This is a genomic window from uncultured Roseibium sp. (assembly GCF_947494555.1).
Taxonomy (GTDB): domain Bacteria; phylum Pseudomonadota; class Alphaproteobacteria; order Rhizobiales; family Stappiaceae; genus Roseibium.
Map to the genome: position 1 here is coordinate 557,365 of NZ_CANLVF010000005.1, position 22,690 is coordinate 580,054.

At 56.0% G+C, this 22,690-nt stretch carries 17 protein-coding genes; 15 read left to right on the forward strand and 2 right to left on the reverse strand.

What is annotated here, in order from left to right; translation table 11 throughout:
- The first annotated feature begins 114 nt into the window (after positions 1-114).
- The 9 genes from ileS to Q0915_RS25005 all read left to right on the forward strand — a co-directional run bounded on the left by ileS (position 115) and on the right by Q0915_RS25005 (position 13,146).
- Entirely contained in the window at positions 115-3,075 is a 2,961-nt protein-coding gene (ileS, locus tag Q0915_RS24965) for an isoleucine--tRNA ligase (RefSeq protein WP_299480521.1), read from the forward strand.
- Between the two features lie 19 nt (positions 3,076-3,094).
- Positions 3,095-3,631, forward strand: coding sequence for a signal peptidase II (lspA, locus tag Q0915_RS24970; protein WP_299480524.1), 537 nt, complete (start codon positions 3,095-3,097; stop codon positions 3,629-3,631).
- A gap of 78 nt (positions 3,632-3,709) precedes the next feature.
- Positions 3,710-4,417: a hypothetical protein gene (locus Q0915_RS24975; RefSeq protein WP_299480527.1), complete on the forward strand. Its 708-nt coding sequence runs from the start codon at positions 3,710-3,712 to the stop codon at positions 4,415-4,417.
- 219 nt (positions 4,418-4,636) lie between these two features.
- On the forward strand, positions 4,637-6,007 hold the full coding sequence (locus tag Q0915_RS24980; protein ID WP_299480530.1) for a pitrilysin family protein: 1,371 nt from the start codon (positions 4,637-4,639) through the stop codon (positions 6,005-6,007).
- 3 nt (positions 6,008-6,010) lie between these two features.
- Positions 6,011-7,336, forward strand: a complete 1,326-nt coding sequence (locus Q0915_RS24985) for a pitrilysin family protein (RefSeq protein WP_299480533.1) — start codon at positions 6,011-6,013, stop codon at positions 7,334-7,336.
- A 319-nt stretch (positions 7,337-7,655) separates the two neighbouring features.
- Positions 7,656-8,411: a transporter substrate-binding domain-containing protein gene (locus Q0915_RS24990; protein WP_299480536.1), complete on the forward strand. Its 756-nt coding sequence runs from the start codon at positions 7,656-7,658 to the stop codon at positions 8,409-8,411.
- On the forward strand, positions 8,411-11,218 hold the full coding sequence (locus Q0915_RS24995; RefSeq protein WP_299480539.1) for a response regulator: 2,808 nt from the start codon (positions 8,411-8,413) through the stop codon (positions 11,216-11,218). The genes Q0915_RS24990 and Q0915_RS24995 overlap by 1 nt, the downstream gene beginning before the upstream one ends.
- Before the next feature lie 28 nt (positions 11,219-11,246).
- Positions 11,247-11,609: an Hpt domain-containing protein gene (locus Q0915_RS25000; RefSeq protein WP_299480542.1), complete on the forward strand. Its 363-nt coding sequence runs from the start codon at positions 11,247-11,249 to the stop codon at positions 11,607-11,609.
- Positions 11,602-13,146: a response regulator gene (locus Q0915_RS25005; protein ID WP_299480545.1), complete on the forward strand. Its 1,545-nt coding sequence runs from the start codon at positions 11,602-11,604 to the stop codon at positions 13,144-13,146. Before Q0915_RS25000 ends, Q0915_RS25005 begins: the two co-directional genes overlap by 8 nt.
- Positions 13,147-13,278: 132 nt before the next feature.
- On the opposite strand, the gene Q0915_RS25010 is transcribed toward Q0915_RS25005, so the two are convergent.
- Positions 13,279-13,854 carry an XRE family transcriptional regulator gene (locus Q0915_RS25010; RefSeq protein WP_299480548.1) on the reverse strand — a complete coding sequence of 192 codons (576 nt, stop codon included), beginning with the start codon at positions 13,852-13,854 and terminating at the stop codon, positions 13,279-13,281.
- Positions 13,855-13,977: 123 nt separating this feature from the next.
- Between Q0915_RS25010 and Q0915_RS25015 the strand changes: the two genes are divergently transcribed.
- Entirely contained in the window at positions 13,978-15,150 is a 1,173-nt protein-coding gene (locus Q0915_RS25015; protein WP_299480551.1) for a benzoate/H(+) symporter BenE family transporter, read from the forward strand.
- A gap of 84 nt (positions 15,151-15,234) precedes the next feature.
- Here the strand turns inward: Q0915_RS25015 and Q0915_RS25020 are convergent, their stop codons facing one another.
- Positions 15,235-16,854, reverse strand: coding sequence for an EAL domain-containing protein (locus Q0915_RS25020; RefSeq protein WP_299480554.1), 1,620 nt, complete (start codon positions 16,852-16,854; stop codon positions 15,235-15,237).
- Between the two features lie 355 nt (positions 16,855-17,209).
- Here Q0915_RS25020 and Q0915_RS25025 point away from each other — a divergent pair, with 355 nt between their 5' ends.
- The 5 genes from Q0915_RS25025 (at position 17,210) to groL (ending at position 22,632) form a co-directional block, all read left to right on the forward strand.
- Positions 17,210-18,037: a hypothetical protein gene (locus Q0915_RS25025; protein WP_299480557.1), complete on the forward strand. Its 828-nt coding sequence runs from the start codon at positions 17,210-17,212 to the stop codon at positions 18,035-18,037.
- A 145-nt stretch (positions 18,038-18,182) separates the two neighbouring features.
- Positions 18,183-19,673, forward strand: a complete 1,491-nt coding sequence (locus tag Q0915_RS25030; protein WP_299480560.1) for a sigma-54 dependent transcriptional regulator — start codon at positions 18,183-18,185, stop codon at positions 19,671-19,673.
- A 115-nt stretch (positions 19,674-19,788) separates the two neighbouring features.
- Entirely contained in the window at positions 19,789-20,358 is a 570-nt protein-coding gene (locus Q0915_RS25035) for a hypothetical protein (RefSeq protein ID WP_299480563.1), read from the forward strand.
- Positions 20,359-20,644: 286 nt separating this feature from the next.
- A complete protein-coding gene (groES, locus tag Q0915_RS25040) occupies positions 20,645-20,932 on the forward strand; it encodes a co-chaperone GroES (RefSeq protein ID WP_029063691.1) in 288 nt (95 codons plus the stop codon).
- Between the two features lie 56 nt (positions 20,933-20,988).
- Positions 20,989-22,632, forward strand: a complete 1,644-nt coding sequence (groL, locus tag Q0915_RS25045; RefSeq protein ID WP_299480568.1) for a chaperonin GroEL — start codon at positions 20,989-20,991, stop codon at positions 22,630-22,632.
- Positions 22,633-22,690 lie beyond the last annotated feature (58 nt).

Consider the following 22,690-nt stretch of genomic DNA (forward strand, 5'->3'; position numbering starts at 1 on the left):
GACATACGCGGCGCCAGGGTCCGGGATATTCCTGTTCTTGCTGCCTGACCACAGGTGCGCAACACCCTGCAAATTTGACGGGCGACGTTCCCGAACGACCGGATCGAATTGACGATGACCGAGACAGACAAACGCGACTATTCCGAAACGCTCAACCTACCGCAGACGGATTTTCCGATGCGCGCCGGCCTTCCCAAGAAGGAGCCGGAGATCCTTGCACGCTGGGAGAAGCTTGACGTCTACCAGAAGCTCCGCGAACAGGGCAAAACGCGCGACAAGTTCGTGTTGCACGATGGCCCTCCCTACGCGAACGGCAACATCCATATCGGGCATGCGCTCAACAAGACCCTGAAAGACATCGTCACGCGGTCGATGCAGATGATGGGTTATGAGAGCAATTACGTCCCCGGATGGGACTGTCACGGTTTGCCCATCGAATGGAAGATCGAGGAGCAGTACAGGGCCAAGGGCAAAAACAAGGACGAGGTTCCGATCAACGAATTCCGCCGGGAGTGCCGCGAGTTTGCCGAACACTGGATCGACGTTCAGCGTCAGGAGTTCAAGCGCCTCGGCATCGAGGGCGACTGGGATAACCCGTACCTCACAATGCGGTTCGACAGCGAGGCGATCATCGCCCGGGAACTGATGAAGTTTGCCACATCCGGTCAGCTTTACCGCGGTTCCAAACCGGTTATGTGGTCGGTCGTTGAAAAGACGGCGCTGGCCGAGGCGGAGATCGAGTACCAGGACCACAAGTCCGACATGATCTGGGTAAAGTTTCCGGTCGAAACCGCCGGTGGCAGTGACCAGGACGCGGTCGAGCAGTTGCTGGACGCGGCTCTCGTCATTTGGACAACCACACCCTGGACCATCCCTGGCAACCGGGCGATCTGCTTTTCCTCGCGTATTGAATACAGCCTTTATGAAGTGACCCAGGATGGACTGCCGGACGAGAACTGGGTGCAGAAGGGCGATCTCCTGATCCTCGCCGACGCGCTGGCGGAAGACGTTTTCAAGAATGCCCGGATATCGGACTTCAAGCGCGTTCGCGCGGTTACCGGCGACGAATTGGAGACGATCACCTGTGCGCATCCGCTGGCCGAACTTGGCCTTGGCGGGTACGAATTCGATGTCCCTGTTCTCGACGGTGATCACGTTACCGACGATGCGGGCACCGGCTTCGTGCACACCGCGCCGGGCCATGGCGCGGATGACTTTGAAATCTGGATGGCGAAACGGGCCGACCTGGATGCGCGCGGCATCAATACCGCGATCCCCTTCACCGTCGCCGATGACGGATTTTACACAAAAGACGCGCCCGGATTTGAGGGCTACGAGGTCATCACGCACAAGGGCGAGAAGGGCAAGGCCAACAAGGCGGTCATCGAAAAGCTCAAGGAGAGCGGCAACCTGATCGGCCTTGGCCGGCTTTCCCACTCCTATCCGCATTCCTGGCGGTCCAAGAAACCGGTGATCTTCCGCAACACGCCACAGTGGTTCGTCTATATGGACAAGGCACTCTCGGGAGAAGGCGACACGCTGCGCACGCGGGCGCTAGATGCAATCGACGCGACCCGCTTTGTGCCCGGAAGTGGCCAGAACCGTCTGCGCTCGATGATCGAGAACAGGCCGGACTGGGTTCTCTCCCGCCAGAGGGCGTGGGGTGTGCCGATCACGGTATTCATTCACAAGGATACGGCGGAGATCCTGAAGGACGAGGCCGTCAATTCCCGCATTTACGACGCTTTCTGCGAGGAAGGCGCTGATGCCTGGTATGCGGATGGTGCCAAGGAGCGTTTCCTTGGCAACGACCATAATGCCGACGACTGGGACATGGTGACAGACATTCTCGACGTCTGGTTCGATTCCGGTTCCACGCATGCCTTTGTTCTGGAGCAGCGGGACGATCTCAAGCCCAAGCGCAAAAAAGACGGCGGCAATGACTACGTGCTCTATCTGGAAGGATCCGACCAGCACCGCGGCTGGTTCCATTCCTCGCTGCTGGAAAGCTGTGGAACACGTGGCACGGCGCCCTACGATGCTGTCCTGACACACGGCTTCACCATGGCCGAGGATGGGCGCAAGATGTCCAAGTCTCTGAACAACCAGGTGTTTCCGCAAGACATCATCAAGCAGTACGGCGCTGATATTCTGCGCCTTTGGGCAGCTTCGACGGATTATTGGGAAGACCAGCGCCTGGGCCAGGAAATCATCAAGACCAACGTCGACAGCTACCGCAAGCTTCGGAACACGCTCCGTTGGATGCTTGGATCACTTGCCCACGCCACAGGCGAAGACGTCGCTCTTTCGGAGATGCCCGAACTTGAAAGACTGATGCTGCACCGCCTTGCAGAACTGGACGAACTTGTTCGCGAGGCCTATTGGGAATTTGACTACAAGAAGGTCGCCCATCAGCTCTTCACGTTCATGACTGTCGAACTGTCGGCCTTTTACTTCGATATCCGCAAGGATGCGCTTTACTGCGATGCGGCGTCCTCAACACGGCGCAAGGCCTCGCTCTATGTCATCGACAAACTGTTCAACTGCCTGGTGACTTGGATGGCCCCGATCATGCCGTTCACCATGGACGAGACCTGGGTGACCCGCTACGGCGAGGAGACGTCCGTGCACCTTGAACAATTCCCGATCGTACCCGCTGCGTGGAAGGACGAAGATCTCGCCAAAAAATGGGCCAAGATCAGGACAGTGCGCCGTGTGATCACGGGCGCGCTTGAGATCGAGCGGCGGGAGAAGCGCATTGGCTCCTCTCTGGAAGCGCATCCGATCGTTCATGTCACCGATCCGGACCTGATGGCTGCCCTGGAAGGGCAGAATATGGCCGATATTGCCATTACAAGCGGCTTGACGCTGTCGTCGGATCCGGCGCCAGACAGCGCCTTCACGCTCGACGATACCAAGGGCGTTGCCGTCATTCCGGCCCTGGCCGAGGGGCAAAAATGCGCTAGGTCCTGGAAGATCCTGCCGGAAGTCGGCTCTGATCCGGACTATCCCGAAGTGACATTGCGCGACGCAGAGGCTTTGCGCGAGTGGGATGCCGCCCACGCCGCCGCATAGGCTGATCGCGAAAGAACGCATGAACGAGCCACTTCAAAATGTGCCGGCATCTGACAAGCGGCCCCTGCTTTGGGGCCGCTTGAGCACTTTTGTCCTCAGCATTGCTCTTGTCGGACTTTTGCTGGATCAGGCAAGCAAGTTATGGCTACTATTCGTATTCGATCTGGGAACCAACGGCCCCGTTGCGCTGCTTCCCTTTCTTGACATCGTGCTCGTCTGGAATCGTGGCGTGTCTTACGGGCTTTTCCAGCAAAACAGCGATTTGGGGCGCTGGCTGCTCGTAGCGCTCACGGTGCTCATAACTGTCGGGCTATGGATCTGGTCAGCGCGCGTTCAGTCCAGGTTGATCGCCTTTGCGCTCGCAATGATCATCGGAGGTGCGATCGGAAATGGAATTGACCGAATCGTCTACGGTGCCGTGGTCGATTTCGTCCATTTCCATGTGGGCAGCTTCTCATGGTATGTGTTCAATCTTGCTGATGTTTGGATCGTTGCAGGCGTGGCTGCACTCCTGTATGACAGTTTCGGAAATGGTCCTAATTCAGCCGCAAAATGAAGGTTTAAGGCTGAACAGGATGCACGGTGGGGATATTTGATCCCACTCTTTCAACAGGATATCGGGGAGTCTGCTGTGGTGCGGACGAAACTTAGCTGGGTCAAAAAGAGCGCGCTATTCGTTCTTCTGGGGGCATTGACGGCCTGTCAGGCGGCTGACGGGACTTCTCAGGCGCCGGACGTCGCATTGGTGAATTCCTTCATGAAGGGCCTGGGAGCAGTCGACCCCAATGAAAAGCCGATCGACTACAAGCCAAGGGCGCCCCTTGCCATGCCGGCTGAACCCGGAAAACTTCCTGAACCTGAAACCGACGTCGCCGGCACGGATGCCGCGAATTGGCCGAAGCAGGAAGAAAACACACAATTCCAAGAACTTAAGGAAGTTTACGCGGGCACGGGCGGCCTGAACAAGGAGCCGTTGACGCCTGAGCAGATGCGTGGATTCAAGATCACTGGCGTCACGGGTCAGGCAACCCGGGACCTTGACGCGGAACGGCGCGAGAACGACATCACAGAAGGTGAAGTGCTGACGCGCGACGAACAGCGCGCAGAGTGGGAAAGGCTCCAGCAGATCAGAGCACAGCAGGCAGGGTATGAAGAGAGCGGCCTGGCAACACGACGCTTCCTGACAGAGCCGCCGACATCCTACAGCACACCGTCTCCCGATGCGCCCATGCCGGACGTCATCAAGAAGGCCAACCAAAGAAAAGCAACCAATTACGATCCCTACAGCAGCACGCCGGTCGACCCGCGGTGCCTTGAAGGGCAAAATCAATATTGTAACTGAAACACTTCACGATTAATCGTGGATGACGAAATTGTAATGGGACCTTCGGACTAACCTTCCTATATGGATGGTCTTGTCCGGAGGTTTTTTGTTTTCAGGCCATAACGGGAGATTTACGTGAACCTTAGCCCTAAAACGCTTCGCCAAACCATTTCTTCCCCGCTGCGCAGATTAGTTCGGTTTATTGTGTTGCCCGTCGTCCTCGTTGGAACAGCCACCATGGCGCAGGTTGCCGGCGCTGAAGTCCAGACAACCGGTTCAAGCGGCCTCACGATCGCACCCAACCTTGAGAGTTTCACGCTTGAAAACGGATTGCAGGTGATCGTCATTCCAGACAGGCGCGCACCCGTGGCCACACACATGATCTGGTACAAGGTCGGGTCGGCCGACGAACCGGAAGGTCAGTCGGGCGTTGCCCACTTCCTTGAACACCTGATGTTCAAAGGCACGGAAAACTATCCCGACGGCGCGTTTTCGAAAATGATTGCGGAACGCGGCGGCCAGGAAAACGCCTTCACAAGTCTTGATTACACTGCCTACTTTCAAAAGGTCGCAAAGGAGCATCTTCCCCTCATGATGATGCTCGAGGCTGACCGGATGGAAAATCTGGTTCTGACGGATGAGATTGTCGCACCTGAGCGCGACGTCGTCCTGGAGGAACGCCGAAGCCGCGTCGACAGCGAACCCGGTTCGCGCCTGCGCGAAGCAATGAACGCCATCACATTCGTCAACCACCCCTACGGCTCACCCGTCATCGGCTGGCAAAGCGAAATAGAAGCGCTCAACAAGGAAGCGGCAATCGCGTTTTACGACCGCTTCTACACGCCGAACAACGCGGTCGTGGTGATCGCAGGCGATGTCGAAGTGGACGAGATCAGAAAGATCGCCGCAGAAACCTATGGCCAGGTAGCGAGACGCGCTGAGCCCGGGGAGCGCGTTCGCCCTACGGAACCTCCCCTTTCCGGCGAACGCCGCATTGCCGTATCTGACCCCCGTGTCCGGCAGGAAACGATTTCCCAGACCTGGGTCGTTCCCAGCCGGTCGAATGGAGGGGGCCGGACACCGGAAGCACTTGATGTCTTGTCTTATATTCTTGGCGAAGGCCCCTCGAGCCGGCTTCACAAGTCTCTTGTCCTGGACCAGGAAGCCGCCATTGGTGCAGGCGCCTATTACCAGAGCCAGGCGCTTGATGACGGACGCTTCGGCGTCTATGCCGCGCCGCGTCCGGGCCGTACATTGATGGATATGGAGCGCCTGATTTCGAAAGAGCTTAAGAAACTGCTGGAAACGGGCGTCACGGAAGAGGAAGTCACGCGGGCAAAGAACACCATGATTGCAAGCGCAATCTACGCGCAGGACAGCCAGTCCGGTCTCGCCCGCCTGTTCGGAGGAGCACTGACAACCGGTCAAACAATCGAAGATGTGCAAAGCTGGCCCGCACAGATCAATGCAGTGACAACACAAGACGTACTCGAAGCGGCCCGGGCTTATCTTACCGGGACGCCGGTTTTTGGCGAATTGCGGTTCGAACAACCGACCGAGCCCGAAGCCGCCCTGACAAATGCAGCAAAAACAAACGACAAGTCCTGACCCATGGCCCAGAGATCCCCTTTCTACAAAAGCGCTCTCGTAGCCGCTGCCGCGCTGGTTACGCTTTTCGCACTGTCACGCCTCGCACAGGCCGTCGAAGTCCAAAAGGTTGTCAGCCCCGAAGGCATCGAAGCCTGGCTCGTGGAAGATCATACGGTTCCCATCATCGCGATGAACTTTTCTTTCGACGGCGGCTCCACGCAGGATCCGATCGGAAAAGAAGGTCTGACGCGGCTTCTGGCAGCGTCTCTTGATGAGGGAGCCGGCGACCTGTCTTCGGAAGAGTTTCAAGGCAGAATGGAAGAACTTGCCGTCAGCATCGGCTTCAACACCGGCCGGGATCGCTTCTACGGCAGTCTCAGAACGCTCAGCCCGACCCTCGCCGAGGCGTCGGATCTTCTTGCGCTTGCAGTCAACGAACCGCGTTTCGACGAAGCTCCCGTCGATCGAATGAAAACGCAACTGAAGACGCAGATCAAACGCAATGAAAGCGACCCGAACGCAATCGCCGGCCGTTCGCTTGCGGGCGCCATGTTCGGCGATCATCGTTATGCCAGGCCAACTCTGGGGACTGCCAAAACCCTCGCGGCACTTGAAAAAGCGGACCTTCAGAAGCAACACGGAAAGCTCCTTTCGAAGCAGGGCCTGACCATCGGTGTTGTGGGTGCCATTGACGCTGAAACGCTCGCCCCAATTCTCGACAAGGTTTTTTCAAGCCTTCCCGAGCAAACAGACCTGGCCACAGTTTCGGATCTGGCGCCGCTATCGGGAGAGACTATCCATCGCGAACTCACTGTTCCGCAGACGACCATTCTTCTCGCTGTGCCGGGTCTCATGCGAGACGATCCGGATTATCAGGCGGCGTACGTCATGAACCACATTCTCGGCGGCGGAACCTTTACTTCCTGGATGTATCAGGAAGTGCGTGAAAAACGGGGACTTTCCTACGGCGCAAGCACATCACTTTCGCCCTATCGGCACACGGGGCTGCTTATCGGGTCGGCGGCGACACAATCTGCGCGGGCCGCGGAGACGGTTGGAGTGATGCTTGATCAGCTCAAGCGCATGGCAACGACCGGCCCCTCCAACGCAGAGTTGGATGCGGCCAAACGTTTCATAACCGGGTCTTACGCGCTTCGCTTTGACAGTTCCGGCAAAATCGCGCGGCAGCTGGTCGCCCTGCAAAATGCAGGCCTTGGAATTGACTATTTCGACCGCCGCAACAGCGAAATCAACGCCGTCACGCTGGAAGATGTACAGCGCGTGGCAAAAAGACTGCTGGCGGAAAACAAGCCGACAATCATCACGGTCGGTCAGGAACAAGGCTGAATCCAGCCGGTTTTGAGCACAGGATACCCGCGGCGAAAGTCTGGCCAAAAGGCTTGCTCGCTTGCGGGGTCGTTCTTTTATTTTCAAATTTGAATTCCGGAAACCATACGGTCAACCGCGTCAACTGAGCCCGAACTCCAGTTTTGCCAGACAATCGGACCAACCGGGGCTCAATCGAGCCAAACCAAGACAAATTGTTACGCGTGTACGACTTGTATTACCTACATACTAATGAGAAAATAGCTCGAAATTTGAAGTAGCTTGCCAATTTCCGTTTGGGCAGACTAAACTTATTTTTTAATGACTTTGGGGAGGTCACATGAGGCAATTGTTGACGGCGATTTGCGCCGGCGTAATAGGCCTTTCGGCTATTCAAGCGTCAATTGCTGAAACACTTTCGGTTTCCACCCTGGAATGGCCACCGTATACATCTGGAGATCTTCCCAAAGGGGGAGCGACTACGGCAGTTGTCAAACAAGCGTTCGAGGCTGCCGGCATGGATGTAGACGTCACGATCCTGCCATGGAAACGAGCGATCTCGATGGCAAAGGACACTGATACCGTCGTTGCCTACTATCCTGGATATCATTGCCGTCATGTGAATGGTTTTGTTGCGTCAGACCCCATTGGGAACGGTCCGCTGGGGTTCGCCCAGAACGTCAACGCTCCCATCGACTGGCAAAGTGTCGACGATATCGGGAAGCAAAAACTCAAGGTCGGAACGGTGTTGGGCTACGCCAACACGGATGAATTTGATGAAAAGGCGGGGACAGGATGGATCAGGGCCATTCCCGCTCCCGATGACGTGACCAATTTGCGTAAACTCGCGAGAGAACGCATCGACATGGCCGTAATTGACAAGCTGGTTCTGTCCTATCTTCTTGCAACGGAACCGTCGCTGGATGGCCTGTCGGAAACACTCGCGTTCAACGAAAAACCGCTGGAAGACAAAACACTCTACCTGTGCTTCAACGACGATGAAGCCGGGCGGGCCTTGCGGGACAAGTTCAACAGCGGCCTTGCGCAGGTGGATGTCGAGACAATTATCGATAGCTATTTCAAAGACGAATTCTAATGGCCGACACATTGGGCCAGGGTCAAAAAACTGACCGGCGAACACGCACTGGCCTCGCACGTTCTGTACAAACCAAGTTTCTGCTTTATGTCGTGCCGCTGGTCCTGGTGTCGACAATGGTCGTCTTTGGACTGTTTGAATGGAATGCCCGCCGCTCGGCTGAGACTCAGCTTCAGACGAAGCTTGAAAAGCTTGTAGAGATACAAAGTGCCGTCGTTGCCGAATCTCTATGGAATGTTGCCGACAATCAGATCAAACTGATCCTGTCGGCGCTTTTGACCGACCCCGATGTGCTTGCTGCGGCAGTGTACGACGAACGAGACCGTCTGGTCGCGGAAGCCGGCAAGACGGATCAGTTCGATAGCACACGCTTTTCGTCACGAAGCGACATTCTTTACGACGAGGGTGACCAAGAAATACGAATTGGGTCACTCCGTATCGCGCTTACGGAAACCCGCCTGGGCGCACTGGCGCGCGAGCGTCTAACCCTTGTTATCATCCTTGCCAGCATCTTTCTGGCTGCGGTAATTGGCGCCACCCTGACTGCAAACCGCCGGATTATCGGACGGCCGCTGAACCTCATGATGGAGTCGATCAACCAGAAGCGCTCGGGGGCAACGAGCCGGCGGGTCGAATGGTCAAGCAACGACGAGATTGGCCGTGTGGTGGCGGCATTCAACGAGATGCAGGATCGGCAGGCTGCTTATGAACAACAGCTGCGTTCTGCAAATGATGAACTCGAGCTTCGTGTACAGGAACGAACAGTTGAACTGGTCGGCGCAGAAGCAACGGCGCGTGAAGCACGCAGTCAGTTGACGGATGCGATTGAAAGTATCTCCGAAGGATTTGCGCTTTATGACAAGGAAAACAGCCTGATCGTTGCAAATCGCAGATACCGCGAGATCATGCTGGGCGACGCGGATGCCGAACTTCTGGATGGCACGGAGTATACGGTCCTGCTTAAAAGAGCTGCGGAAACAGGGCGCTTTCCCAACGCGAAAGAAGATCAGTCTGTCTGGATTGAGCGTCAGATCGGTCGCCACCAGGCGACTGGCACCCCCTACATTCAGGAGATGGCGGGAAATCAATGGCAGCAGGTCAGCAACCGGCGCACGGATCAGGGCGGAACTGTCGCCGTCCACTCTGACATTACCGAAATCAAGCGCATATCGGACGAGTTGAAACGGGCCAAGGACACAGCGGAGGCGGCCAATGAAGCCAAGAGCGCATTCCTGGCCACGATGAGCCACGAAATCCGTACGCCTTTGAATGGCATTATCGGAATGAGCACGCTCCTGAACGGAACCGAACTCAACGAAGAGCAGCGGGATTTCAGCGATACGATCGCGACTGCCGCAGATACGCTTCTTACGATCATCAGCGACATCCTGGATTTTTCCAAGGTCGAGGCTGGTGCGCTGGAACTTGAACGCACTCCCATGGATCTTGTCGACACGATCGAATCTTCGGTCGAACTTGTCGCCTCGAAAGCAGCGGAAAAAGGAATTGAGCTTGCCTGCAGGATAAATCCCGACGTCCCGACAGCTCTTGTCGGTGATCCGGTACGTCTGAAGCAAATCTTGATGAACCTGTTGAACAACGCCGTGAAATTCACTGAAACCGGCGAAGTGGTTCTGACCGTCTCGACAATGATGCCGGATGCATCAACCCAACCAGGTCAGACCTCGCTGTTGACTTTTTCCGTACGGGACACCGGCATCGGAATTCCCGAAGACCGGATGGATCGGCTTTTCAAGTCATTCAGTCAGGTGGATGCGTCAACAACCCGGCGGTACGGTGGCACCGGATTGGGTCTGGTCATAACAAAACGGCTCGTCGAACTCATGGGGGGAGAAATCTCGGTCGAAAGCCAACTCGGGGTTGGAACAACGTTCTCGTTCACACTGCCGGGTGAAGTTGCGCAACTGCCGCAGCGGGCCACGCGCGACTCACAATTGGCTCTCATCTCGGGTGCGCGCGTTCTTATCGTCGACGACAATCGGACCAATCGGCTCATCTTGAGTGAAAAGTTCAGAAGCTGGGAACTCCAACCGCGGGCAAGCGGCGAACCCGAGGAAGCACTCGATCTGTTGAAGAACGGAGAGGTATTCGACGTGATAATCGTCGATTACAAAATGCCCGGGATGAACGGCTTCGAATTCACATCCGCCGTTCGCGAGCATCTGGGGGCGGACGCGCCGCCTATGATCCTGTTCAGCTCGATTTCACCGCTGGAAGAACAGTTTCGCGACTCCGTGGCGAAGATGGATTATGCCGCCTCACTCACGAAACCGGCAAAGTCGGGTCAACTGTTGGGCGCCCTTGTCAAAACAATTGCGCCGGACGCCGAGTTGGCCGGGAAAAATTCGCAAGCCGTATCGGGAAATACGCAGTCTAGCGAGATCGACCTTCAAATTCTGCTCGTTGACGACAATTCGATAAATCAAAAGGTCGGTCGCAAGATATTGAAGCGTATGGGCTATGACGCAGTGGTTGTGAGCTCGGGCGAAGAGGCGATTGAAGCCTGTCAGGCCCAGGATTTCGATGTCGTATTGATGGACATTGAAATGCCGGACATGGACGGCATCGCAGCCACCGGTCGCATTCGGTCCATCCTGCCAACTCAACGAATGCCGTTCATCGTGGCGTTGACGGCAAATGCAATGAATTCCGAACGCGAAACTTACCTGAAATCGGGAATGGACGATTACCTGAGCAAGCCGATCGACATTGAGGCCTTATCTGAAAGTCTCGTTTCGGCGAATGATTGGAAAAACAAAAGAGCCGCGACCACCCCCAACGGGTAGAGTGCGCCGAACTCCAAAGGGACAGGAATTGACGAGTGAATTTGTTATTGACCGTGCAGCACTTCAACGGCTTCTAGACGTAATTGGCGGAGATCCTGAAGACCTCGCCGAGCTTTTGGAGGAGTTCGAGGACGCCACACCAAAAACGCTCCAAAAGATGGAGGCGGCCGCAGGCTCAGGTGATCTGGATGCGCTGCGTATCTCTACCCATAGCTTGAAATCCAATGGACGGGATTTTGGAGCAACCGCGCTCGCACAGCTATGCGAGGCGCTGGAATATGACTGTCGGGACGGAACAGTGGATGACCCTGTGAAGCGGGTCGCTGCCATCGCCGTTGAGCTTGATCGCGCCCGAAGTGCATTGGCGATTGTTTCAAAAGAGCATGAATGACTCGACCGTAAACTTGTCGGAGACGACGGAAACAGTATCGTCGGCGCGCATTCTGGTGGTCGACGACGATCGCTTGAATCGCATGAAAATGCGCAAGGCCGTTCAGCATCTGGGACATCGTGTCGATGTCGCGGAGAACGGTGTTGAAGCACTCGAGGCACTGAATTCCACTCCGTACGATGTCGTCCTGCTCGACATAATAATGCCGGAGATGGACGGCTTTGACGTCCTGGCAGAGATGAAAAAACATGACGAGATGCGTGATGTTCCTGTCATTGTCATCTCCGCCCTCGATGATGAAACCGAAAGTGTCGTCAAAGCGATAGAGTTGGGTGCCGAAGATTTCCTGCCCAAGAGTTTTGATCCTGTTCTCCTGCGCGCGCGTGTCGGTGCCTCTTTGACGAAGAAGCGCTTTCGCGATCAGGAGAAAGAATACTTTGGGCGAATAGAGCGATTGACCGTGGCTGCCGAGATTCTGGAAAGTGGCCGTTTCAATCCCGAAAGTCTTGATCTGGAAGACCTTGCTCAAAAAAACGACCCCCTAGGCCGCCTGGCGGCAGTCTTTCGGGGGATGGCTGCCGAGATCTATCAGCGGGAGCTCAAGCTCAAGCGAGCAATTCAAACACTTCAAGGCACATTTCTTGTGCTTGCCGTTGGCCTGGTGTGGGGTTTGACACCAGCATTGTCTCGTATGGCATCAGGACTTGGATCCCAACCTCTTGGCCTCGCGATCTGGGTGAATGGAATAGCAGCTGTATTTTGCCTCAGCATTGCTGCCTATCGTGGTAAGATTCCGCGCTTAAACTTCAAAGAATTCATGTTCTTTGTCTACTGGGCAATTATCGCCGGCATCCTGCAACGCATGACGACATTCGTGGCAACTGAGCATGTGGAAGCGGCGATGTTGTCTCTTGTCGTCACATTACAGGGTTTCATGGTGTTCGCCTTCGCTGCGATAACGGGAATGGAAAGAGCGTCACCGCGCCGGCTCATCGGCCTTATTGTCGGATTGGTCGGTGTTTCACTTGTTCTCTATACGCGTTTCGACGGCACTAACGGTGCCCAGAATGCCTGGCTACTCTTTGCCTTGCTTTTACCGCTGCTGTTTGCAGTTGAGGCAATCGTGTTGGCAGGAAAACGGCCCGAAAACATCGATATCTTCGCTTCAGTCGGGCTCATGATGGCATTTTCAGCGATCATGCTCACGCCTTGGGCCTATTTCAGCGGCGACCTTCTCAGTCTTGGACCGCAAGTTGGCCGACTTGAGTTCCTTGTTGTGCTTATGGGGATCGTTGCGGCGTCTTCGCTGCTTCTGGCGTTCCACCTGATAGCGACCGCAGGTGCTGTCTTTTACAGCCAAAGTGCCTATGCGATGACGATCGCGGGGGTAGTGTGGGGCATGCTGTTGTTGAGCGAGGAGCTTTCATTCCTCGCTTGGGGGGCATTCGCGATCATCGTCGTTGGAATGTATCTGGTTGAACCCAAGGCCAACGACGAAGAACTCGTCATAAAAAGGTCCTTCAACGATAGAAACTAACCGGTCGCGTATCGTGTCACTTGCAACGCAATAACATGCGCGACGGCCGAAGCATTGCCATTCAACCCTTTCTGCAGACCGACAGACCTCATTTCAATACAGAATGAATTGAGGCCAATGTCAGTTGGCCGTTCACTTTTCGCTTCCAGGTCCGGGCGGCGTTGTCTTCGGATAGTGCAGCGTGTTGTGAAACTGGGTCAGTTCATTGGTCGGATTACGGTAACCGTGAGGCTGATCTGCCCGAAATCTGATGCCATCTCCACGCCTGCATCGCTTCCATTGACCTTCCGACAAAACTTCCATTTCTCCCTTTGTCACATACACATCCTCCACCACACCTGCGTCATGCGGATTTGAGGTATGGGTCTGTCCGGCTTCAAGCGTGACAAGAAAGGTTTCCGAACCGAATACCGGGTCGAACGGAAATATGGTGTGAAAGCCGACGCTTCCCGGGAAGCGGATAAGGTCGCCCTGAGCAGGGGTAAAGGTTTCTTTCGGCGGGATCAGGTCGTCGATGAAAGCGGTGAGAGGCAGGTGAAAGCCCTTTGCCAGCTTCCATAAGGTCGCGATGGTGGGACTGGAGTCGCCGCGCTCGATTTGATGGAGCATCGCCTTGCTGACACCGGTCAATTCGGCAGTCTGTGACAGGCTCAGCCCTGCGTTTTGCCTGACATCCCTGAGCTTGATTTGAATTTTCTTTTCCGTCATTTGCCTGAATCTCTTGTTCGTTATAACGAACGTACGTTATAACGAACAAACTGCCGAGCCTGGTTGTTCAAATCAAGCTTAGCTTTCCAGAACGGCAAAGGCACGATCGATATGATTGCGGGTTTGAAACTTTCACACCTTGTCTCGGGGTTCATCGCCGTTCTGGTCGGCTATACCGGCAGCGTAGCAATCATTTTTCAGGCCATAGACACCCTTGGCGCCACTCAGGCGCAAGCCAACAGCTGGATGCTGGCTCTCGGGCTCGGCACCGGATTGAGCGGTCTTCTGTTGTCGCTGTACTACCGGATGCCGATCCTGACGGCGTGGTCGACACCAGGGGCAGCTTTGCTGGTCATTTCGGCTGACGGTGTCCCGATGAGCGAAGCCATCGGTGCTTTTCTGTTTTGCGGTGCCCTGTTGACCGTGACCGGCCTGACCGGCTGGTTCGAAAAGCTTGCGCGGCTCATTCCCGACGCGATCGCCAGTGCTGTTCTGGCTGGTATCCTGTTTCGTTTTGGACTGGGTGTCTTTTCCTCCATGGAAGAGGACTTTCTGCTCGTAGCGGTCATGTGCGTCACTTACCTGGCGGGGAAAAGATGGTTTGCGCGATATGCCATCTTGTCGCTGCTCGCGTCAGGTATTCTCTATTGCTGGATCACCGGCACCTTCCAGACCGTCGCGGCTTTTTCGTTTTCAGTTGCACAGCCCGAGTTCATTGTGCCGGAATTTTCACTGATTGCGCTCATCAGTATCGGTCTGCCGCTCTACGTCGTTACAATGACTTCGCAAAACATGCCGGGCGTCGTTGCCTTGAAGTCTGCCGGTTACAAGCCTCCGGTTTCCGCAAGCATGACCGTCACAGGCCTGGCAACCCTGTTGCTCGCCCCATTCGGTGGCTTCACCTTTAACTTCGCGGCAATCACGGCCGCGATTTGTGCCGGACCGGAAGCCGACGAAAATCCGAAAACACGATACAAGGCGGCCGTTGTCGCCGGCATGTTTTACTGCGGTTTCGGCTTGCTGGGAGCTGCGGTCATCGGTCTGTTTCTGCTGGCGCCCAAGGCATTGGTCATTACGGTCGCCGGTCTCGCGCTCCTAAACACAATCGGCACAAGTCTCAACGCCGCATTGCTTCGTTCCGATGACCGCGAAGCGGCGCTCGTGACTTTCATGACTACGGTTTCAGCTGTTTCTTTCCTCGGCATCGGCGCGCCTGTCTGGGCCCTGCTCTTCGGAACAGCAACCAGTTTCGCGCTCTCCAGATCTGCGAATTCCAGCTTCAAAAGGGCCTCATAGCCGCACCACGGAGGCGTTCATCCGAAGCTGAGCGCACTTCACAGTGAGACCGGAGTACAAACACCCCCAGATACAGAGGCCGAATTATCCCGTCGCCGTTTTTCTGGCTCCAGGTCCGGGAGCCGGCGCGCCTTGCAGCACCTCGGCCCTTACAGGACGGGGTGGCGAGAACAGATTTCCCTGAGCCAGATTCACATCATAATCGAGAAGTTCCAGAACCTGCGATTCTGTTTCGACATGATCGGTGATCAGTTCCATGCCGTATCGGTGAAGCAAATCACCAAAATCAGATGGATGAATGTGACCATGGTTTGCTTCGCGGCGCCCAATGAGATAGTCGGCGTGAAGCTTGCCGAATTTGAAGCCCCGGCCTGCGAGAGAATTGAAATCCATCTTCATGTCAGAGATGCGGTCGATGGAGAAACGGAAACCGGCATCGTAGAGTGCATTCAGGCTTTCAAGCTCCATTGCCCCCATGCTGGCAACATCGCTTTGCGAAAACTCGAATATGAGAACATCCGAGTAAGTCTGGTTGGACTTCACAAATTCAAGGAAACCGGGAAAAAACGTTTCGTCGACAAGCGAAACTGACGAAATGTTACAAAACAGCATTGCGTTGCGGTTTCGAGACGTCAGCCGCTTTATCACCTGAATGGAGCGGAACAGCAAAAGATTGTCGATACGGGCGATCTGTCCGGACAAAACCGCCTCAGGCAGAAAAACCGCCGCTTCAACCGCATTGCCGTCGGCATCACGCAGCCGCGTGAAGGCTTCGTAGTACTTCACCTGTCTTTGGGGAAGCGTGACAATCGGCTGCAAGTGCAGTTCGACCCTGTTTGCATTCAGTGCAGACGTTATCAGGTCCCGCATCGCCAGATTCGGTTGCGGACGTTCAGGGCCGGAAGGCTCCGGCTGCATAAGTCCGTCATCTTCAAGCGGAAACTCATCCACGGACGATAGTGTCTGGCCGAACTGATGCTCCGGCACAGGCGGGCCGTCCGGTACCGGCGGCTGGTTCACGGCGGGCCGCGGCGGTGTAACACCATATCTCCGGTCCCACTCAGCCATGTCACCTCGACCCGCACTCTCCTGTGGCTGCGGACTTGCCTGCCGGTTCACGAACGGATTGACGGCCGCTTCGGACGCCTGCCGGAACTCTTGAGGTACCGGCGGCTCGTGGCGAGGCGCATTGACTTCAACCGGCATTGCGTTCAACGGCACCGCACCTGCGGGCGCCATCTGAGGCGGGTGCAAGGCCGCGGGTCTGTCGGTGAGCGGCTGCGGGGGTGCCTGTCCATAATGCGGCAAAGCACCCGCATGTGATGGCGGTGCCAGCGCCTGCTGATCCTCGACCCTGGTTTCCAGATCCGACATGGCTTCCGCCATTTGCTTGACCAGTGTACCCAGAACTTCGACTTCGGCAAATAGAGGATCAATTTCAGCACGGGTCCGGCGAGGCATCGTGTGCTCCATTCCCGTCAAACGCCCTTCGAGATTGCCGACGTCCTCATCCAGATCAGCCATCCGGTCCTCAAGGCGATCAACAGCCTCGCTGACAGCGCCCCGGTCGCGCGCCCGGCCGATCAAAAGATGGATGAGTATCATGGTGCACATCAGCGCCAGCGAAAGCGATACCGCTTCACCGAAGGGCCGTGCGAACTGAAAAATCAGCACGGTTGCCGACGACGCTGCGATGATCGCCATACATATCGCTACAAATATGGTCCCCGTTCGGCCCATGGCGTCTGAAAGTTCCGACCCGAATCAAAATTACCGGTCAATCATGCCTTAAGAAACAGCAGCCTCCGAATCCGCAAGCTCGATTCAGGCGTGAATTGCGTCACTTGTCCCCGACTAAGCATCGCCAAACCCGATGTTTTTCCATTTACCAGGTGAATTCCGATCTTTTGGTGTCCTGTGCTCGACCATTCACACTCGTAGCGCCAAACAGCGGTGGAGCTGTAACTTTTGTCATTTGCAATCACCTGTGACTTGGTTAAGATCACGTTAGGGCATGTGTCGTGGTGCGTAGAGAACCGGTTACCATAAGGGGACTGGCATGCACGCGGCCGTACACACGGGTCGGAATACGTCACCAAAAAGGACCCATGACGAACGAACGGATCTCCGTTCGACCTTTCAATCAGCAGACACGTCAGGCGCTGGAGCCGGTAGCTCCGGTAACGCGAACGGCTGCGCTATGCCGAAATGCACGGATGAACAAATAACATCCGCGCTTGTCAACGCGCTCAAAAGCCCGGAGTTCGGATCCGCGCCGCAACTGCGGGCCTTCCTTGAATTCGTGGTGCGGGCATCGCTTGAAGACCAGCACGAAAAAATCAAAGGCTACACGATCGCGGTTGAAGCGCTCGGACGTGGAGAAGACTTTAATCCTGTGACCGATCCGATCGTGCGCGTGGAAGCCGCCCGCCTTCGCCGACGCCTCGCCAAATACTATGGGGGCTCGGGCGCATCCGACAGCGTCAGGATTTCAATACCGAAAGGCAGCTACGCGCCAGCTTTCAAAGTCTCGGTGGATCCTGAAAGCCCAGAGAATTTAGCAGCCGCACCGGACACGGGCATCAATGAGACCCTGGATGACAATGACAGGTCTGCGGTTGAAGATCTTCTGATGCCGGCAGTGGAGGAACTCCAGCAAGTGGCGTCCCCACCTGCACGCCGCGACACGTCCTTGCCGGCAATAGGCGCGCCAGGCGTTGCCGCAGAAAGTTTCCCGGCCTCGGTGGCCGCAGCACAAGATCTTGCGGGGCCGCAAGCCGCCAAACCAACACAGCCGCTATTTCAAAAACGGGTGTCGATTCCCGTTGTAGCTGTCCTTTCCGTCGCCTGTTTCTTGGCCGGGCTGCTGGCAGGTTCCTTTCAGTAGGAGCCGCCTCTCGTCAGTTTTCTCCGTAAAAACTGCAAAATGCGTCATCTGACAACGCTTTGTTTACCCTGTTCGGAGAATTATCAGGTTGACGAATCTTTCGATATTCGAATGAGCCAGATCAAGCGACGGGAGTTACCCAGCAATGGGGAGTAATGAGGGCAAAGAGTTGCCTGTGATTGTCCGTGTTCTCGACGCATCGGCTTCAGAAGCCGCCCGCACTTCTGCCGTTTGCGCCAAGTTATCCTCATCTTGTGCCGATCCGATCCTTTACACAGATTCCGCATCCTGCCTGCAGGACCTGGCGGACAAGTCGACAGATATTCTTGTTATCGATCTGGAGACGATTGGAGGCGACGAAGCGCTGGAAGCGTATGCCGTACGCTGCCCTAAAGCCGTTATCATCGCCGTTTCCGCCAAAGGATCGGTTTCGCGTGCGGTCAGCGCAATGCGGGCGGGCGCCCATGATTTCCTGACAAAACCGTTTTCACTGGATGCGCTGGCAACGAAAATCTCGTTTCAGCTCAAACAGCGCCGGCCCGTGTTGCCTGCAGCTGTTGTGGACTTCCCGGCAGCCCATCAGCCTGAAGCCTCAGCGGAGAGACCTGTACGGCTTGCATCTTCCGTAGCATCGCCTGTTGATCAGACAGGCCTGAACAGACTGGTTGGCGTTTCCGTCCAGATGCGTGAGATCCATGACCAGATTGCCCGCATGGCACCGTCGCAGGCTCCTGTTTTCATTACGGGTGAGTCCGGCACAGGCAAGGAACTGTGCGCGAACGCGATACATTATCTTTCCGATCGTCAGCCCAACCGGTTTGTCACGCTTAACTGCGCCGCAATTCCGCGAGATCTCATCGAAAGCGAAATTTTCGGCTACATGCGCGGGGCCTTCACCGGCGCTACCGAAAACCGGGCGGGTGCTGCCGAACAAGCCGATGGGGGCACCCTGTTCCTTGACGAAATCGGTGAAATGGACCTGATGCTTCAAAGCAAGCTGCTCCGGTTTCTGCAGACCGGCACATTTCAGCGTTTGGGCGACACGCAGTCGCGAAAAGTGGACGCGCGCATCATCTGCGCGACCAACCGGAATCCCGTCGCCGAAATTTCCGCCGGGCGTTTTCGCGAGGATCTTTACTACCGCCTGCACGTTTTGCCGGTCCACCTGCCGGCGCTCCGGGAGCGGCGCGATGACATCCTGCCGCTCGCAGAAGCATTTCTCACCCGGTATTCCGGTGAAGAACGACGCGGTTTCAAAGGCTTCGACGCAGATGCCGAAACCCGTATCCTGTCCTACTCATGGCCTGGAAATGTCCGGCAGCTTGAGAATACGATCCGCCAGATCGTGGTCATGAACGACGGTGCGGCAGTCACCTTTGACATGCTGCCAATGGTAATCCGCGATCAGAGCGGTCGCCCGAACGCCGTCATCGATCTGTCCAGAGAACGCTCGCGCGCCAGTGCGCCGAGCCGGCCTTTTGGGACAATCGAGCCACTTTGGGCCCAGGAGCGCCGGATCATCGAAGATGCGCTGGATGCCTTTGACGGGAATATCGCCATGGCCGCAGCCGCGCTGGAGATAAGCCCCTCGACGATCTACCGGAAACGTCAGTCCTGGACGGCACGAAGTCTTTAACGGGCTATCGTTTACTGCATTGCACGCATTTTCTTGTCTAACGCCACAAGTCAGTCTATATCGGCAAAAATCCGCCAAGAAACGAAAAGACATAAAGGCGTGCTGGGAAGAGAAGATGCTGACAGGAAAACGTTTATCCAGGCAGACTGCATCCGCCATTCTTGTTGCGACAGGGATCTTGGCGAGCATTTGTTCACCGGCCATCTCTTCTGAGAACGTCCCTCTTCCCTCTGACGCTTTCAACGACGCAAAAGCTGCGTACGATGCGGCCTGGGACGCCAACGGCCTCGCCTTTGCGGTGGCCACCTTCACCAGGGACGGCGGCACCGCGTACGGTCAGTACACGCCGCGCAGCGATTCCGTCTTTCAAGACGACGACGTGCTTTCCATTTACGCAGAACCGGTCGGCTATTCCTTCACACAATCGGACGGGCTTTATGCGTTTGAACTGACTGCAAGCTACCGACTGCTCAACGCATCGGGACAGGTGCTCGCGGAACAGGACGATTTTGCGGTGTTTTCGGGTCAAGGCCGTTCGAAGCAGAGAGAGCTGGCCGCCGCGCTGTCCTTCCAGTTCAGCGGCCTTCCCGCGGGTGCTTACACGCTAGAAACACGTTTTACCAATGAATCAGACGGAGAAACGGCCGGTTTCAGCTTGCCTTTTTCGATTGCCGACCCTAACTGAGGCTTGCGGACAGGAACGTACAACCGGCTAGTTCGGTGGTCGCTTCCCCGCCGTTAACCATAGCGAAGCCTATTAAAGCGTTTTGCGGCGCTTTAGAGATTAAATTCTCCTCATAAAGCATTGACAAGAACGGCGCTGCTGCATAAATCCAAGGCGCTGTTAGCACTCGCCTTGAGGGAGTGCTAATTGGCGGCAGATGCAATATGCTTCTGCCTCGTTCAACCTAATAATCATGTCTCGCGCGCTGCCAATTGCGTGGGGCGCGCTCATGAGAGGAAACAGTCTTATGGCATTTCGTCCACTGCACGACCGTGTCGTAGTTCGCCGAGTAGACTCGGAAGAGAAAACTGCTGGCGGCATCATCATTCCGGACACCGCAAAAGAGAAGCCGCAGGAAGGCGAGATCATCGCTATCGGCACCGGTGCCCGCAAGGACAACGGCGAAATCGTTGCTCTCGACGTTAAGGCAGGCGACCGCGTCCTGTTCGGCAAATGGTCCGGTACTGAAGTCAAGATCGACGGTGAAGACCTCCTGATCATGAAGGAATCCGACATCATGGGCGTGATCGCTTAATTCGATAGCGAACCGCTTTTGATCTCCCTTTATTCCAATCTATGTGAGACGACCCTATGTCTGCTAAAGAAGTAAAATTCTCCTCCGACGCCCGTGAGCGCATGCTCCGCGGTGTGGACACACTCGCAAACGCTGTCAAGGTAACTCTCGGCCCGAAAGGCCGTAACGTTGTTCTCGACAAAGCGTTCGGCGCACCGCGCATCACCAAGGACGGTGTATCCGTTGCCAAGGAAATCGAACTGGAAGACAAGTTCGAAAACATGGGCGCCCAGATGGTGCGTGAAGTCGCTTCCAAGACCAACGACATCGCTGGTGACGGCACGACAACTGCAACCGTTCTGGCTCAGTCGATCGTCAAGGAAGGCGCCAAGGCTGTTGCAGCCGGCATGAACCCGATGGATCTGAAGCGCGGCGTAGACATGGCTGCTGCTGAAGCTGTCAGAGCCCTGGAATCTGCTTCCAAGACCATTACAACTTCCGAAGAAGTTGCACAGGTCGGCACCATTTCCGCAAACGGTGACGAGCAGGTCGGTCAGGATATTGCCGAAGCCATGCAGAAAGTCGGCAACGAAGGCGTGATCACCGTCGAAGAAGCCAAGTCGCTCGAAACCGAGCTGGAAGTCGTTGAAGGCATGCAGTTCGACCGCGGCTACCTGTCTCCTTACTTCGTCACCAACGCCGACAAGATGCTGGCTGACCTGGAAAAGCCGTTCATCCTGCTGCACGAGAAGAAACTCTCCAACCTGCAGGCCATGCTGCCGATCCTGGAATCTGTCGTACAGTCTTCCCGCCCGCTCCTCATCATCGCTGAAGATGTTGAAGGCGAAGCGCTGGCAACCCTCGTTGTCAACAAGCTGCGCGGCGGCCTGAAAATTGCTGCTGTCAAGGCTCCTGGCTTCGGTGACCGCCGCAAGGCCATGCTGGAAGACCTCGCGATCCTGACCGGTGGTACCGTGATCTCCGAAGATCTCGGCATCAAGCTGGAAAACGTTTCTCTCGACATGCTCGGCACTGCCGAGAAAGTTGCGATCACCAAGGAAACCACGACCATCGTTGACGGTGCCGGTTCCAAGGAAGACATCGACGGTCGCGTCGGGCAGATCAAGGCGCAAATCGAAGAAACCACTTCCGATTACGACCGCGAGAAACTCCAGGAGCGCCTGGCCAAACTCGCCGGTGGTGTTGCCGTTATCCGCGTTGGCGGTGCGACGGAAATCGAAGTGAAAGAGAAAAAAGACCGCGTTGACGATGCTCTGAACGCAACCCGCGCTGCCGTTGAAGAAGGCATCGTTCCGGGTGGTGGTGTTGCTCTGCTTCGTGCAAAGAATGCTGTCGCCAAACTGTCTTCCGCCAACTCCGACATCGCAGCCGGCATCAAGATCGTTCTGCGTGCCCTGGAATCCCCAATCCGCCAGATCGTCGAAAACGCTGGCGTCGAAGGTTCCATCGTCGTTGGCAAAATCCAGGAAAACGATGACGATACATTCGGCTTCAACGCTCAGACCGAAGAATTCGTCAACATGATCGAAGCCGGCATCATCGACCCGACCAAGGTTGTGCGTACGGCTCTGCAGGACGCAGCTTCCGTTGCCGGTCTCCTGATCACGACCGAAGCCATGGTTGCCGAGCTGCCGAAGAAAGACGCTGCGCCGGCAATGCCGGGTGGCGACATGGGCGGCATGGGTGGCATGGGCTTCTAAGAAGTCCAAAGCTCAACTGCTTTATGGAAAGGGCGGCCCTCAGGCCGCCCTTTTTGCA

What these genes read in the sequence shown, in the direction of transcription:
- ileS (WP_299480521.1), top strand. Translation starts at nt 115, where the DNA reads ATGACCGAGACAGACAAACGCGACTATTCCGAAACGCTCAACCTACCG.
- lspA (WP_299480524.1), top strand. Translation starts at nt 3,095, where the DNA reads ATGAACGAGCCACTTCAAAATGTGCCGGCATCTGACAAGCGGCCCCTG.
- Q0915_RS24980 (WP_299480530.1), top strand. Translation starts at nt 4,637, where the DNA reads ATGGCGCAGGTTGCCGGCGCTGAAGTCCAGACAACCGGTTCAAGCGGC.
- Q0915_RS24985 (WP_299480533.1), top strand. Translation starts at nt 6,011, where the DNA reads ATGGCCCAGAGATCCCCTTTCTACAAAAGCGCTCTCGTAGCCGCTGCC.
- Q0915_RS24990 (WP_299480536.1), top strand. Translation starts at nt 7,656, where the DNA reads ATGAGGCAATTGTTGACGGCGATTTGCGCCGGCGTAATAGGCCTTTCG.
- Q0915_RS24995 (WP_299480539.1), top strand. Translation starts at nt 8,411, where the DNA reads ATGGCCGACACATTGGGCCAGGGTCAAAAAACTGACCGGCGAACACGC.
- Q0915_RS25005 (WP_299480545.1), top strand. Translation starts at nt 11,602, where the DNA reads ATGAATGACTCGACCGTAAACTTGTCGGAGACGACGGAAACAGTATCG.
- Q0915_RS25010 (WP_299480548.1), bottom strand. Translation starts at nt 13,854, where the DNA reads ATGACGGAAAAGAAAATTCAAATCAAGCTCAGGGATGTCAGGCAAAAC.
- Q0915_RS25020 (WP_299480554.1), bottom strand. Translation starts at nt 16,854, where the DNA reads ATGGCGATCATCGCAGCGTCGTCGGCAACCGTGCTGATTTTTCAGTTC.
- Q0915_RS25025 (WP_299480557.1), top strand. Translation starts at nt 17,210, where the DNA reads ATGCACGCGGCCGTACACACGGGTCGGAATACGTCACCAAAAAGGACC.
- Q0915_RS25030 (WP_299480560.1), top strand. Translation starts at nt 18,183, where the DNA reads ATGGGGAGTAATGAGGGCAAAGAGTTGCCTGTGATTGTCCGTGTTCTC.
- Q0915_RS25035 (WP_299480563.1), top strand. Translation starts at nt 19,789, where the DNA reads ATGCTGACAGGAAAACGTTTATCCAGGCAGACTGCATCCGCCATTCTT.
- groES (WP_029063691.1), top strand. Translation starts at nt 20,645, where the DNA reads ATGGCATTTCGTCCACTGCACGACCGTGTCGTAGTTCGCCGAGTAGAC.
- groL (WP_299480568.1), top strand. Translation starts at nt 20,989, where the DNA reads ATGTCTGCTAAAGAAGTAAAATTCTCCTCCGACGCCCGTGAGCGCATG.